The sequence below is a fragment of the Pontimicrobium sp. MEBiC06410 genome (assembly GCF_053601615.1).
Window position 1 is genome coordinate 34,431 of record NZ_JBSHNT010000155.1, and the last position, 15,486, is coordinate 49,916.

At 32.3% G+C, this 15,486-nt stretch carries 15 protein-coding genes; 6 read left to right on the top strand and 9 right to left on the bottom strand.

Going from position 1 to position 15,486, the window contains the following annotated elements:
• The first annotated feature begins 89 nt into the window (after nt 1-89).
• From ACVC08_RS11220 to ACVC08_RS11245, 6 genes are all read left to right on the top strand, one after another.
• Complete coding sequence (locus tag ACVC08_RS11220; protein ID WP_452602093.1) at nt 90-869, top strand: membrane metalloprotease; 780 nt, start codon at nt 90-92, stop codon at nt 867-869.
• Between the two features lie 65 nt (nt 870-934).
• Nucleotides 935-1,522 carry a porin family protein gene (locus ACVC08_RS11225; protein WP_452598208.1) on the top strand — a complete coding sequence of 196 codons (588 nt, stop codon included), beginning with the start codon at nt 935-937 and terminating at the stop codon, nt 1,520-1,522.
• 233 nt (nt 1,523-1,755) lie between these two features.
• The gene (locus tag ACVC08_RS11230; protein ID WP_452602094.1) at nt 1,756-2,283 is read left to right on the top strand and encodes an inorganic diphosphatase; all 528 of its coding nucleotides are present in this window, start codon (nt 1,756-1,758) and stop codon (nt 2,281-2,283) included.
• 104 nt (nt 2,284-2,387) lie between these two features.
• A complete protein-coding gene (locus tag ACVC08_RS11235) occupies nt 2,388-2,675 on the top strand; it encodes a Sec-independent protein translocase subunit TatA/TatB (protein ID WP_452598516.1) in 288 nt (95 codons plus the stop codon).
• 183 nt (nt 2,676-2,858) lie between these two features.
• Nucleotides 2,859-4,355, top strand: coding sequence for a S8 family peptidase (locus ACVC08_RS11240; protein WP_452602095.1), 1,497 nt, complete (start codon nt 2,859-2,861; stop codon nt 4,353-4,355).
• 142 nt (nt 4,356-4,497) lie between these two features.
• Nucleotides 4,498-5,763 carry a T9SS type A sorting domain-containing protein gene (locus ACVC08_RS11245; protein ID WP_452602096.1) on the top strand — a complete coding sequence of 422 codons (1,266 nt, stop codon included), beginning with the start codon at nt 4,498-4,500 and terminating at the stop codon, nt 5,761-5,763.
• A gap of 4 nt (nt 5,764-5,767) precedes the next feature.
• Here the strand turns inward: ACVC08_RS11245 and ACVC08_RS11250 are convergent, their stop codons facing one another.
• The 9 genes from ACVC08_RS11250 to ACVC08_RS11290 form a co-directional block, all read right to left on the bottom strand.
• Entirely contained in the window at nt 5,768-6,844 is a 1,077-nt protein-coding gene (locus tag ACVC08_RS11250; protein WP_452602097.1) for an N-acetylmuramoyl-L-alanine amidase family protein, read from the bottom strand.
• Nucleotides 6,845-6,933: 89 nt separating this feature from the next.
• Nucleotides 6,934-7,644, bottom strand: coding sequence for an aspartyl/asparaginyl beta-hydroxylase domain-containing protein (locus ACVC08_RS11255; protein WP_452598520.1), 711 nt, complete (start codon nt 7,642-7,644; stop codon nt 6,934-6,936).
• Nucleotides 7,645-7,661: 17 nt separating this feature from the next.
• Entirely contained in the window at nt 7,662-8,303 is a 642-nt protein-coding gene (locus tag ACVC08_RS11260; protein WP_452602098.1) for an O-methyltransferase, read from the bottom strand.
• A 212-nt stretch (nt 8,304-8,515) separates the two neighbouring features.
• Nucleotides 8,516-10,069 carry a peptide MFS transporter gene (locus tag ACVC08_RS11265; protein ID WP_452600120.1) on the bottom strand — a complete coding sequence of 518 codons (1,554 nt, stop codon included), beginning with the start codon at nt 10,067-10,069 and terminating at the stop codon, nt 8,516-8,518.
• A gap of 111 nt (nt 10,070-10,180) precedes the next feature.
• A complete protein-coding gene (locus ACVC08_RS11270; RefSeq protein WP_452600121.1) occupies nt 10,181-11,326 on the bottom strand; it encodes a hypothetical protein in 1,146 nt (381 codons plus the stop codon).
• 1 nt (nt 11,327) lies between these two features.
• Nucleotides 11,328-12,413, bottom strand: coding sequence for an amidohydrolase family protein (locus tag ACVC08_RS11275; protein WP_452600122.1), 1,086 nt, complete (start codon nt 12,411-12,413; stop codon nt 11,328-11,330).
• Between the two features lie 49 nt (nt 12,414-12,462).
• Complete coding sequence (locus ACVC08_RS11280) at nt 12,463-12,999, bottom strand: 3-hydroxyanthranilate 3,4-dioxygenase (protein WP_452602099.1); 537 nt, start codon at nt 12,997-12,999, stop codon at nt 12,463-12,465.
• A gap of 145 nt (nt 13,000-13,144) precedes the next feature.
• Nucleotides 13,145-13,927, bottom strand: a complete 783-nt coding sequence (locus ACVC08_RS11285) for an SDR family oxidoreductase (protein ID WP_452602100.1) — start codon at nt 13,925-13,927, stop codon at nt 13,145-13,147.
• Between the two features lie 110 nt (nt 13,928-14,037).
• Nucleotides 14,038-15,477 (bottom strand): aldehyde dehydrogenase, encoded by a 1,440-nt coding sequence (locus ACVC08_RS11290; RefSeq protein WP_452602101.1) that lies wholly within the window; start codon nt 15,475-15,477, stop codon nt 14,038-14,040.
• Nucleotides 15,478-15,486 lie beyond the last annotated feature (9 nt).

Consider the following 15,486-nt stretch of genomic DNA (forward strand, 5'->3'; position numbering starts at 1 on the left):
GTTTATTATTTTTACAAACTCTAAATCATGATTAAACTGTCATCGTAAAAAAGAATTAAGATGACAGTTTAATTTTAACCTAATTATTTATGAAACGAATTATTTTATTTATCGCTGTAATATTACTGTATTCCTGCTCTAAGGACGATGAAAATAATACTAATGGAGGTACAGGAAATAATCAAAATAATACAACGGCGAATCAACAAGTAACAGGAAGTTCATCAAGAGATTTATTGTCGGACGATACTTATACAAGCATGGTTATAGAACTTGTTTATGTAGAGGGCTTTAAGCCAACACAGACTGCAATAAACAATTTTATATCATTTTTAGAAGCAAGAACATTTAAACCAAACGGAATAACTGTACAAGAACGAGCTATAGCACCTCCAGGTAATACAACCTACTCCATACAAGAAATAGTAAATTTAGAAGAGGCTAACAGAACTCAATATAACTCTGGAAACACAATAGCAGTATGGGTGTTTTTTGCAGATGGAGCTTCGGCAAGCAATTCTGGCAATAATGTAGTATTAGGAACAGCCTATAGAAATACTTCTTTTGTTATATTCGAAAAAACAATTCACGATTTAAGTAATGAGCCTTTAGAGCCAAATAGAAGTGTGCTAGAATCAACAGTAATACATCACGAATTTGGTCATATTTTAGGATTAACAAATTTAGGAGCCGATTTGCAGAGCAATCATGAAGATGCTGCACACCCTAAACACTGTGATGTGAATGACTGCCTAATGTTTTGGCAAGCAGAGACAGGAAGTGGTATTGGTGGTATGGTCTCAGGAGGACAAATTCCTCAGCTAGATGCCCAATGCATAGCAGACTTACAAGCTAATGGCGGTAAATAATACATGATAATTTTGCTAACTCAAGATAAAAACATATAATATATTCAACATAAAATAAAAAACCAATGAACAAATACATTTTAACAATAGCATTATCTTTTTGTACCATACTAATGGTAAACGCGCAAGACGACAAAAAAGAATCTAACGCAGGAATAAAAGCAGGTTATAATTTAGCATCAGTAAAGTTTGAAAACGGTGGTGACACTAGCCAGAGACATGGATTTCATGTAGGGTTTTATGGAGAATCTTTTGTAAGTAATGCTGTAGCATTGCAAGTAGAACTTTTATACTCTCAGCAAGGCTATGAAATAAGAAATAATAATAGTGTTTTCACACAAAAGCTAAACTATATAAACTTACCAGTACTATTAAAGTTATACCCAACCTCTAATTTTTATTTAGAAGCTGGACCACAAATAGGTTTTGCTATTTCTCATAAGGAAGAGTTTGATAGTAGTTTTAATCTATTTGATGTAGAACAAGAGTTTGACCCTAATAGCTTTGATTATGGTGCTAATTTTGGAGTTGGCTTTAAAACAGAATCTAATGTTAGTTTAGGCGTAAGATACTATTTAGGATTAGGCGAAATTTATGATGATGGGCAGCCTAAAAATAGAGTATTACAAGTCTCTTTAGGATTTGGATTTTAAAATTTAGGTATAAAAACTATAAATTAAAACCGATTAAAAATATACTTTTTAATCGGTTTTTGTATAATACCACTTTTCTTTAAGTTACCAAAACGTAATCAAATCCTAATTTGCTTGTACAAACTCAAATGTTTCAGTACTTTTGCACGCCGAAAAACACTTGTTTTTTGAGTTAATTAAAGTGAATAATAATAGATTCCTGTTTTAATAGGGATGACAAATAAAATTTTTGAATGAGTCCAAAAGGAAAATTAACGTTCGACGTTTTAATAGAAATACCAAAAGGAAGTAGAAATAAGTATGAATACGATTTCGATTTAAAGAAAATCCGTTTCGATCGTATGTTGTTCTCATCTATGATGTATCCGGGAGATTACGGTTTTATTCCAGAAACTTTAGCATTAGATGGAGATCCATTAGATGTTTTAGTAATGGGAACAGAGCCTACATTTCCAATGTGTGTTGTAGAGGTTAAGCCTATTGGAGTATTCCACATGGCTGACGAAAAAGGGCCAGATGAAAAACTAATATGTGTGCCAGTAACAGACCCAATTTGGAATAGTTATAATGATTTAGGAGATTTAAATCCGCACCGTATTAAAGAAATTACACACTTTTTTCAAGTATATAAAGACTTAGAAAAAAAGAAAGTAGATGTAGGTGGATGGGGAGATGCTAAAGAAGCATACGATATTCTTAATAAATGTGTAGAGCGTTACGAAACTAGCGAACATAAAGCAAAAGGAGATTTTACTATATAGTATTATTTTTTAATAAAATGTTAAACCCTTTAAAGTATTTACTTTAAAGGGTTTTTTATTGGAATTATTTTATAGTATTAAAAACAACTCACTATATTTGTAGTGTGATACAGTTAACAACATTTTTATTTATAAGTGGAGCAGAAATAGGCGTTATTCTTATTATTGTACTTATGGTTTTTGGTGCAGATAAAGTACCAGAAATTGCACGTGGTCTTGGTAAAGGAATGCGTACACTTAAAGATGCTACTAACGATATTAAAGGCGAAATTACTAAAAGTGTTGAGGAACACGGTATAGATACCAGTATTACTAAAGACGTTAATGAAGAACTAAAAAAAGTAAAAGACGATCTTGAGGATTTTACAGGTTCTGTTAAACGTAGATTTTAATTCTACAAAAAATAGCTTTCTCTTATTTTATAAATCAGTTAGTTTATATTCATTAAAATGAATTTATAGATCGAGTATTCATTCGTTTGAATTATCTTTTTATCGATTAAAGTATTATGCATACATAGTATTTTGTAAATATTTAATATATTTAGTAAAATATTAATAAATCACCAAAATATTATGAAAAAAATCACCACATCCTTATTAGTGTTGTTTGTGTTGTTTTCTTGCTCTAAGGAAGAAAACAGTAGTACTTTAAAAGCAATACAACAGGATCCCTCACAACCCCTCACAATCAATGAAATTAATTCAAAAATTGAAACACAATTAAATCATGGGCTCACTTTCGATTGGAAAAATGAAAGCGATCATATGCTGTGGAGCGCAGTATACCATGGTAATAACATTTTAACCATAGGTTATGGAGAAGATGGTCAAAGTTTTAGTGAAACACCAACATCTAAATTAAATACAACTAAAGAGAATATTTTAAAATTAGTTGAAGCAAATGAAAATTATACACGCTCTAAAGAAACAGTAATAGAGCATGAAATTATAAATGTTATAGATGTTAAGGTTGAAAACTTTAAAACCATTCAAAAATTACGTAAAACTAAAGGAATTCGTTATTTACAACCTAATGGCTATAATCATTTTGGAAAGGAACTAGAGCAAAAGTCTAGTTCTGGCTGTGATAAAACAGGAGTAAGTATTAATGCAGCACATTACACGACAATTGCACCTAATAATGCACAAGTATCTTGGCATTTTAATAAGCATAATATACCACAGGCTTGGAACTATAGTACAGGAGCAGGTATAACTATAGGGTTAATAGATACAGGAGTTTCACAGTCGCAAGTACTATTAAATTCTTCAGGAATTAATGATGGATATTCAAATGGACGATTCGTACAGAAATACGGTACTTTTATAGACTCTAATTGGTGGTGGTCTAGTAATTATGATGGGCCACACGATAAATGCGGACATGGTACAGCAATGGCCTCTACTATGGCAGCTCCTAGAAACGATAACGGAATGCCAGTAGGTGTCGCTTATAACGCTAATTTAGTAGCCTACAGAGCAACAGAAGATGTCCTTTTAAACGATTACCATGAGCGTAAAGGTGTCTCAGCAGCATTAACTCAACTAGCCAATAGAAGCGATGTAAAAATTATATCGATGTCTATAGGTTATGTATGGTCTATAGGTAACATTAAAGATGCTGTTAAATATGCTTATAGTAAGAACAAACTTATCTTTGCAGCAGGAGGAACATCTACAAGTTTTACAAATGGTTATGGTGTTATTTTTCCTGCATCTATGAATGAAACTGTAGCAGTAACAGGTGTTACAGATGGAAATAATTATGAAAGATGCGATGTTTGCCATAGTGGTAGTAAAATAGATTTTACTATTATAATGGAAGGAGATAATAACACAAGTAAACATCCTCCAGTTTTAGGATTTTATAATAATCAAAGACGTTACACAGGAGGGTCTTCTGTAGCAACAGCAACAACAGCAGGAATAGCAGCATTAGTTTGGGCAAAACACCCATCGTGGTCTAGAACCCAAGTTTTAAGTAAATTAAAACAGTCGGCAGAATTTTATCCAAATAAAAACTCAAACTTTGGTTATGGTAACATAGATGCTTTACAAGCAGTACAATAAAGTTAATTTAGCCTTAATAAAAAGCCCTTGAAAAATAATTATTTTTGAGGGTTTTTACTTATAAGGATGTTATGTATTTAGAAATCAAAAAGTTTAAAAGACATCTTCGCTGTCATAAACGTATTTGAGTAAAATATTAAATATGAAAAGAAAAATAACTATTTTATTCGTCTTTCTAGTATCTGTAATAGGATATTCTCAAACTGAAAACACCCCCTTAGATGTATTATTTGTTGGAAACAGTATAACCTATTTTAATAATTTACCACAAACTTTTGAAGCTATTGCAGAAGAACAAGGCTACCAAATAGACTTAGACCAACATACGCCAGGTGGAACAGGTTTTGTGCATCATGTAAACAATGCTGCATTGTATCAAAAATTTAGAGATAGAACATGGGATTACGTGGTTTTGCAACCTGGATCTAATGAATCTCCTGGGTTTTCATATTCTATAGATCAAACTATAGAAAGAGGTAAGCAACTGCGAGACTCTATATTAAAGTATAGCCCATGTGCTTCTATTTATTATTATGAAATAGCTTATGGTATTGTAGATGATACCCAAGCAAGTTTCGATCAATATTTAGAGCGCTCACAACTCATAAAAGATAACATCACACAAATGTCTAATGAAACAGGAATTCCATTAGCGCCTGTAGGTGAGTGTTTTAAAACTTCTATGCTAACGGATGATTCTGAATTTTTATGGGGAGGCTATGGGGATATTCATCCAAATGCTAAAGGTTCTTTTTTAGGAGCTTGTACGTTTTATAATGCGTTATTTAAAAAGGAGATTATAAACTCTAATGTAAATGCGGGTTTAACAAACGAAGAAGCCAATTATTTTAGAGGAATAGCACAAGATGTAATGTTAAATAATTTAGACGATTGGAATATTTCTTCATTAACAGCAACAGCTTTGTTTACTATAGAAGCTGTTAATGATGGATCTGTTAATTTTATAAACCAATCTTCAAATTATGATGCAGATGCCGTACTATGGGATTTTGGAGATGGACAGACTAGTACAGATATAAACCCAAACCACACGTTCGATTTTAATGCAGCTTCCACATATCAAGTTGTATTAACTGTAAGTAAAAATTGTAAAGAACACCATCATATACTTAATATAACCCAAGAACAATTAAGTGTTAATACATACGAATTGGTTAGTAACGATATTAAAGTACTACCAAATCCAACAACAGATTTCGTAACAATTACATCTAATAATAATTATGACTTAGAGGTTTATAATTTGTTAGGAGCTAAAGTTTTAAAAACAAAAGCTTATAATAATAAACACATTAACCTTAAAAGTTTACAAAAAGGAGTCTACTTATTTCGCTTCTATAATGAAGAAAGCAATAATAGTATGGTGAAAAAAATTGTTGTTAAATAAATTTTTACTTGTTTTTAAAGTCCTTTAAAAGACCATTGCAAATCCAACTGGCTAAGGCTTCTCTGTTTTTATAATTGAGAATACGTTTTTGATCTTTAGCATTTTTTATATTCCCTAGCTCTATATAAGTCATAGCTGGTAATGTGTTATTTACCATATATAAACCTCTAGACCTAATAGTGCCAGAATAAATTCTATTTGGTTGGTGTTTTGCATATTTTTGTCTAAACGAATTAAGAATATTTTCGGCTAGACGTTTTCCTTTTTTGCTTTTTTTATGATGATAAAAAAAGACATCTATATTTTTGTTTCTATTTCTACTATCTACATGCGTAACAATTAAACGTTGGTATTTACCGCTGTTTTTTAAGAATAAGTTATTTACAATTTGCGCACGCTGTCTTAATCGTAGTTTTTGGCTTTTAGAGATTTTTTTACCCTTATAATTAACTTCATCATAATCAATTTCTAGTATGCTTTCATCTCTAATGCCGTCATTGGCATCTTGTATAATAATATAAACTTTGGCGCCATGCGACAATAAATGTTTAGCCAAACGTAAAGTAACATCGTAAGCATATTCGTCTTCAGAAATTAATTTGCCTTTATACTTAGTCGTTGTTCCTGGATCTGGACCTCCATGGCCAGAAACTAAGTAGTATACTGCGCCTTTTAAATTGTTGCTTTTTACAATTATTTTAGAATGTTTTTTTCCAAAAAGGGGATAGTCTTTAGTTTTAGATACTTCTGTACTAGTTTTTATTATTTTACTGTTTGCCTCTACAGTTTTTGCAGCAGTAGTAGCTTTAGTTTTTACTACTGTTGAGGTGTCCACTTTTATTGTTGTAGTGTCTTTTTTAGGCAAAATATAAGTTTTACCTATGAACAGACCATTAGTTTTGGTTAGTTTTTTCTTGTTTAAAGAAATAAAAGCCTTGTAATATTGCCTAGGGTTTAAATTATGTTTTCTAAGTAATGAATATATCCCATCACCACGAACAGCAATAACGGTTTGCTCTGGTGTCTGAGCAACAGAAAAAAAACTTATTAATAGAAATAATTTAAGTAAATGTGTATGCATAGTTATAGTAAGCTGTAGCTACATAACGATAATAATACAAATTTAATATGTTACAAATAACATATATACTAATTAAAGGGAAGGTAGGTTTATAGTTGCTCCTTTAATTGTTCTATTAATTGCTTTGAAGCAGGAGTATTTTGTAGTTTCAACTCTTTAATCATAAGTTGTATTGTTTCGGTAGATAACGTTTCTTGAACGTCATATTCTAAATCAAAATTATATCCAAGAGTTTTAAATAACTCATCAGACCATTCATTTCTTACGCAATCCATAACCAGGTGAATACGGTTAGTATTACCTTTATTAGCAACACTATGTGGTAGATTTACATTGGTGTACCAAACTTGCCCAGACTCCATAACTATACGTTTGTCGTTTAATGTAAAATAAACTTCATCATTGGTAGTAATAGGAATATGCACTCTAAACAAACCATCTTCATATCCGCAAAAATCATCTACATGTGTATTTATATTTGCGCCAGGCGGTAAATTCATTAATCTAATGGCTTCTTTATCGCATAAGAATAAATTAATGCTCTCTCTAAAATAATGGCATTTTTCCATGACTATAGTATCCTTATACCTATGTTGTTGATTAGGTAGGGCAGCAGGAGCATTTAACTTTCCATCTATAGAGCGTAATGGCAAAATATAATTTTTACCATTATAATTAGCTGGAATGTAATTTTGTAGAAAATCGTAATTGAAACAAATATCTAAATCCTGTTTTAGTTTTATTGGGTTAAACTGAAAGGGAAGTTTAAAAGCTGCGTTTTCTGGAGCATAGTTTTTCATATAGTGAATATACGAAGTTATTTTTTTCTACTAATAGTTAAACCATCTCTAATAGGTAGTAATACCGTTTCAACTCTGTCATCCTCTTTTAATAAAGTATTGTATTCTAAAACTGCTTTAGTCATTTTGTCTTTAGGGTTTAAAGGCTCTATAACCTTTCCGCTCCATAATACATTATCTGAAAGAATAATGCCGCCTTTGTTCATTTTACCAATAATTAAATTGAAGTAATTAACATAGTTGTCTTTATCAGCATCAATAAAAACCAGATCGAAAGTAGTATTAAGTTTAGGTATAATGTCTAAGGCGTTACCTAAATGCTGAACGATTTTTGAGCCATATTCTGAAGCATCGAAATATTTGCGCTGAAAATCAAATAATTCTTCATTAACATCAATAGTATGTAATTGTCCTTCGCTTTGCATACCTTCAGCTAAACATAAAGTAGAATAGCCAGTAAATGTACCTATCTCTAATATGTTTTTAGGGTTAATTAATTTAGAGATTATACTTAATACACGACCTTGATATGGCCCGCTAGACATTCTTGGCTGCAATATTTTCTGAAAAGTCTCACGGGTTAATTTTTGTAATAATTCAGGTTCATTTTCTGTATGTTTTACAACATAATCATCTAATGCTTCAGGTATAAAATGCATGTGTTTGTATTAAAAAATTAATTTTTAATGGTCACTTCGAGTGAAATTAATTGTAATGCAATGAAGGTTAATTTTGTATCGAGAAGTTCTCGTTTTTAAAGTTGTTCTCGATACAATTGTCCTTCGTTTCACTTCGTAAAATCACTCGAACTGACATTTATCGTTATGTTTTAATGTCAATTGATTTCTATAGCTAATTTTAAAACTATCTATTAGTTAATGCCAGACATCATTTTTTTAATTATTGGCGAAATAACTATTGCAAATATACCAACAATAGCACTAATTACACCAAAGCAAGCATAAACAGATAGGTAGGAGTATAATTGTTGAAAATTCTCCCCATTTTGTAATGCTGTTTCTGGAGTTATACCTGTAAAAAAGGTTACAATATCTCCAAAAATGCCTTCGGTAAAAGGATTAGTTTCTCCATTAGAAACAGTTGTTAATTTAGCTATTTTTCCAGCAAAAAAATGCCCGTAAAAATTAGCCGAAAACCAAACGCCCATAATAAAAGCTACATATTTTAAAGGCGATAACTCGGTCATTTTTGAAAGCCCAATAGGAGACAAGAATAGCTCTCCAATGGTATACACTAAATACCCAATAACTAAATAAGTCATAGATGTTTTTGCAAACTCGTCTACACTATGAGCAGATAGGGCAAAAATAAGAAACCCTATACCTAAAAAGAGTAACCCTAGGCCAAACTTAATAGCAGAGTTTGGGTTTTTGTTAATACGGCTTAAGTAGGTCCATAACATAGAAAACGGAATTGCAAACAAAATTATAAAGCCTGCATTAATACTATTAGTCCCAGCGGCATCCATACCTACTAAGTTTACATTTCTATCTGCAAATAAGGTTAATGAACTTCCTGCTTGTTCAAAAATTGCAGCAAATAATGTGTACAAAGCAGTAAAATAAACAATAACGAGGAGTCGTTTTTTTTCAACACGACTAACGGTACTATAAATGTAAGCGATGTAGCAAATTAAAAAGAGAGAAATTATCCATACAATATAATGTTCAAACTCATTAAAACGAATAACTAAAGCAAATAATGGAACCGTTAAAAAAGCAATGACTGTTATTAATTGCCCTTTGTTTAAACCTAATGTTTTAATATTATAGTTGTTTATATTAGGTACTAACCCTTTGTTTTCAAAAACATTATTTTTTAATCCTTGTCTAAAAACGACTAAACCAGCAACCATACCAATACCTGCTAAAACAAAACCATAATGCCAGCCATAAGTTTCTGCAAACCAAGCACAGGCTAAAGGAGCTACTGCTGCCCCTATATTTATGCCTAGATAAAAAATAGTAAATCCAGCATCTCGTCTAGCATCTCCCTGTTTATATAAATCACCAACAAAAGAAGATATGTTAGGCTTAAAAAAACCATTACCAACAATAACTAAAGCTAGAGAACCATAAAAGAAAATTGGGTGTTCAAAAGTTAAAAAAAAATGACCTAGAGCCATTAAAAATCCGCCAAGTAAAATAGCCTTTCTAAAGCCTAGAATTTTATCGGCTAATATGCCTCCAATCATTGGAGTTACATATACTAGAGACATATAAGCGGCATACACACCAAAAGCCATATCGTCTGTAAATAAAAGTTGTTTGGTCATGTACAACACTAACAAGGCGCGCATACCATAGAATGAAAAACGCTCCCATAATTCTGCGAAGAATAAATAAAATAACCCCTTAGGATGCCCAAAAGCTTGATTAGTTTTAATAGTACTATTACTGTTCATCTGTTCTAAATTTTTCGATTGGTTGGCAATCTATTTACAGATAAACTTATGGGTAAGAGCTGTAACTAATTATAGTAAAAAATAACGAATTGTAAGGTTTTGTTATTACAGTTACAAAGAGTTACAAAGGGTTTTATAGTCTTTGTTTTCAGGACTTTTGTTAAATTCTTCTAGTAAAGTGGGGTCTATAGTTATATGGTTAGGAATCATACGTAAACGGTAACGCCCTTCTCCAATAAAGGTTACTAAATCTCTTCGTTCTAGTAGTTGTGTATCGTCTAGATCTAGAATAGAATTAATATTATCAATAATTCTTGTTAGGTAAGTTTGGTTTTTTATTTCTCCAGCAGCTCCAATAGCTAAACTTTGCGAATCTCCTTCGCCGTATTTTCTTCTAATAGCAAACTTTAATAAATTTTTATATTGTGTTGTTTTAGAACCAAAATCTATAGTTTGCTCAAATACATTTTTTGTAGGAATACTAATTTTTACCAAACTCCAATCCATAAAACTAATAGTCATTTCATTAGGTTTAGGCATACTTGCTAAACGAATAACCCAAGTTGTTGCCAGTACTAAAAAAATAGAAATTAGAGAGGTCTTAGCTATAATTTTAATTAGGTTGTTACTAAACTCGTTTCCATAGTTTATAAAAACATCAGAGAGTTGAGAGGAGAACATTAAAATAATAATAAGTACAGAAATAATCCCTACTATTTTTAAGCCTCTAAAGGCAAAGGTTCTGTATAAAGAAATACCTAGCAAATAACATAAAAATACAGATAATAAAAGATCTGGAATACCACTTATGTTAAGCCCGTTTATAGTATCGTTGTCTTTTAAAAAGTAGGATAATCCAAAGGTTATTATTGAAGTAATAACAATAACTACGAGTATAGATTTAATATTCTTTTTGTTATTATAGATAAAGCTTGGAGCGTAATAAAAATAAAACAAGGCAAGAAACAAAAACATATTATTTATAATAGACAAGAAGTGAATGCCTAATAAATAACCATTTGTAGATTTAAATTCAAAAATTTGACCAGTATAAGCCCAAATACCAGAAGCAACCCAAACAAACATGGCAAAACTTAAATACAGTAATCCTTTATCTACGCGTTTTTGAGTGTCGTTTTCCTCTAAAATAACTTTAAAACGTTGCCTTATATTATACCAAATAGCAATTAATAGTATAGCGCCTATTAAAGAAATAAAAATATGCGATAATGTATAAAACTCGGCAACTTCTATCATGCTAACCGTTTGTAATTCTATTAATTAGTTTTTGTTTTGCAGCTGTATCATCTCCACACAACCATTGTATAACATTGTTTTCCCAAATAGCATCATACTCTTCACTATTAATAATGTTACGTTCCATAGCTAAATCTAATATTTTACCAGGATAAGAACTTTGGTTTTCGCTTTCCATTTCTCCTAACGGATAAGGATCGTCTAAGCCCATAATAACTTGTTTAGAGCCCTGGTTTTCTACTAGTAGTTTTAAAGAACCTGTATCGTGTACTAAAGTGTCAAAGAATATATTTTTATGTCCTACCGATTTTCTTGGGTGTGTTTTACCTTCAAATAAATCTGGTCTTCCATCAAACCCTTGAATACGTCTTCCTAAGTTAATTTGTGCTAATTGCCCACCATGAGCAAAACAGGTTCTCATATTTGGGTATTTATCTGGATAGCCATTAAGTGTTAAAAAGTGGTAAGCATCTGCACATTGTGCTAACATCCATATTAAATGAAAACGCCAACTTGTATTTTCTAGTTTAATAAATTTTTCGCCATCGTATGGGTGTATTTCTACAGCCAAATTGTATTTATTTGCGAGCTCAAAAATAGGTTCGTTTTCTTCATCAAAAATACAACGCCAAGTACCTATAGTATCCATATAGTGTGTTGGTAAACATAATAATTGCATGCCCAGCTCTTCTACACAACGTTCTATTTCCCAGCAAGCACCACGAACAAAACCTGGATGTACTACAAAACCACAAGTAAATTTACTTGGGTGATCGTGTTGTACTTTAGCATTAAAGTCGTTTTGGAACCGTAAGGCTTTTTTCATTTCTTCAACACGTAACCCATTTCCGTATAATTGAGATAGATTTAAAACAACTGCATGGTCTAACTTATTACGCTCCATCCACTCTAGCTTTTCATCTAAGAAAAAACTAGAATCTGTTACAGGACGACTCCAATCTTTTTGAAGCATAAATTTTCGGTCTTTATCAACCCAAAAAATACCTTTGTCTTTCATAAATTGAGGAATTTCCTCAGGGTAAGGTAATAAGTGAGAGTGTCCGTTTATTCTTAGTTTACGTTTCATAAGTTGGTTTTGTAATTCCTATTGTTATTATGTGGAAGCTATTTTATTTTTATTGTTCAATTTTAACCTTACTAGGTGGCTGCATTACTTCGCCGCAGTTAGGACAAGAACGTTTCTCTTTATCGCTATAATACTTATCGAAAATTTTTGGCATATCTGTTTCAATATTTTCTACTGTAAAATCTTCTTCATATAATTTAGTAACGCAATTTTCGCAGAACCAAAGCAGAGCATCTTTCATGCCTTTTGGTCGTTTATATTCTATAACTAAGCCTACTGTATTAGCACCGCGCTGAGGAGAATGTGGTACTTTTGGAGGGAGTAAGTATATATCTCCTTCTTTAATATGTACATCTTTAGGTGTGCCCTTGTCAATAATTTTTAAAACAATATCTCCTTCAACTTGATAGAAAAACTCAGGTGTTTCATTATAATGATAATCTTTTCTATTGTTAGGGCCTCCAACGACCATAACAATAAAATCTCCATCTTTCCACACACATTTATTTCCTACGGGTGGTTTTAATAAGTGTCTGTTTTCTTCAATCCAAGCTTTAAAATTTAAAGGCGATACTAAGTTGCTCATTGTTTTATGTTTTTGTCATTCCTGCGAAGGCAGGAATCTATGTTAAAGTTGTTTTGTTTTTTTTGAATTCCTGCCTTCGCAGGAATGACAAACAATATGCTTATAAATTTACTAATTCCTTTTTAGATATTATATATTAAAAGAATTATAAACTTTTGGTTCTTCCACCATCAACAGGAAGGTTAATCCCATTAATATAACTAGCGGCTTCACTTGTTAAAAAGGTAATGGCATTGGCGATTTCTTCAGGTTTAGCAAAACGTTTTGCAGGTACAGCGTTTTTCATGGCTTGGCTAGCATCATCAACACTAATTCCTGTTTTTGCCGATTTGTTTTTTATAATTTCACTTAAACGTTCTGTTCCGGTAGCACCTGGTAAAACATTGTTAACGGTAATGCCAAAACCACCTAGCTCATTCGCTAAAGTTTTACTCCAGTTGGCAACAGCACCACGAATAGTATTACTTACCCCAAGACCATCTAAAGGTTGTTTTACCGATGTAGAAATAACATTTACTATTCTGCCAAAACCAGTTTCTTTCATAAAAGGAACTACAGTCTGGGCGAGTACATGATTGCATTTTAAATGTTGTGTAAAAGCCGCTTCAAACTCGCTTACCTCAGCTGCAAACACAGGGCCTCCTTTTGGACCTCCGGTATTATTTACTAAAATATGAAACCCATGATGGTTAGAAACATACTCAGCTACTTTAGTTTTTAATGCTTCTGGATTTGAAAAATCTGCAACAATATAGCTATGGTTTCTATGTCCAGGTAATTCTGAAAGGACTTGTTTTAATTTATCTTCGTTTCTTGCAATTAAGGTAACATTTACACCTTCTTCAGCTAAAATCATAGCTGTTGCTTTACCTATGCCTTGTGTGCTTCCACAAACTAAGGCATTTTTGTTGTTTAAGTTTAAATTCATAATATTTCCTAGGTGAATAGGAATTTTTTAATGTCATTCTAAAATAACTTCAGTTTGACGTATGGTTAATATTTTAGTTTCAATTTATAAGATTCTCGCTTTTGAGAGAATTAATATTTTATACAAACGTTTTTAGCTTCAGTAAAAAAGCGTAAAGCTTCAAAACCACCTTCTCGGCCTACGCCAGAGGCTTTAACGCCTCCAAACGGTGTGCGTAAATCGCGCATCATCCAGGTATTTACCCAAACAATTCCTGCTTGTAATTGGTTGCTCAAGCGCATGGTGCGTTTTAGGTTGTTGGTCCAAAGTGTGGCAGATAAACCATACTTTACTTTATTTGCCATGACTAAAACATCATCCTCGGTTTTAAATGACATAATGGTAACGACAGGACCAAATATCTCTTCTTGATTTACTCTACACTCATCATTTGGTACTTCTATTACTGTAGGTTCTAAATAGTATCCGTTTTCATAACCTGTAACTGTTACTTCATTGCCACCGCATAATATGGTTCCGTTTTCTTCTTTGGCTATAGCTATATAGTCTTTTACTTTTTCTAAATGTGGTTTAGAAACTAAAGCACCAATGTTGATGTCTTTATGAGATGGATGTCCCACTTTTAAAGCTTTTACTTTAGCTACAAAATCGGTTTTAAACTGTTCGTATATGGTTTCTTCTACAAATATGCGACTACCGCAAAGGCATATTTGTCCTTGGTTAGCAAAAGATGAACGTACGGTTGTGTTTAGCATATCATCATAATCGCAATCTGCAAAAATGATATTAGGGTTTTTACCGCCTAACTCTAAGGATAGTTTTTTAAACATTGGTGCTGCTACTCTTGCAATATGGGCTCCTGTGGCAGTTCCTCCTGTAAATGAAATAGCTTTAATATCTGGATGTTCTACAATGGCTTGTCCTGTTGCCCCTCCAAGTCCATGAACGATGTTTAATACGCCATTTGGTAAACCAGCTTCTGTACAAATTTCGCCTAATAAATATGCGGTCATTGGTGTAACTTCGCTAGGTTTAGCGACTACACAATTTCCTGCAGCAATGGCTGGTGCTATTTTCCATGTAAATAAATAGAGAGGAAGGTTCCAAGGCGAAATACACCCAACAACACCTATAGGTTGCCGTAAGGTATAGTTTACAGCTTGTTGCCCAGTACTTTCATGACTCTCACTTGCAAATTGCGTAATGGCATTTCCGAAGAATCTAAAATTACTAGCAGCTCTAGGTATATCTACAGCTTTTGCTAAACTTATTGGTTTGCCATTATCTTTACTTTCCGCTTCTGCAAAACGCTCTAGGTTAGCTTCTAATAGTTCAGATATTTTTATTAGTATTCTACTACGTTCTTCAAGTGTGGTTTGAGACCAAATAGGAAATGTGGCTTTTGCAGCAATATAGGCGTTTTGTACATCTGCTTTAGATGAGTTAGGTATTTGCCCATAGACTTCCCCATTTGCAGGGCAATAGTTGTCTATCCAATTATTGTCTATTGGATTATGAAATTTGCCGTTTATGTAGTTTTGAATAGTCATTATTTCTAA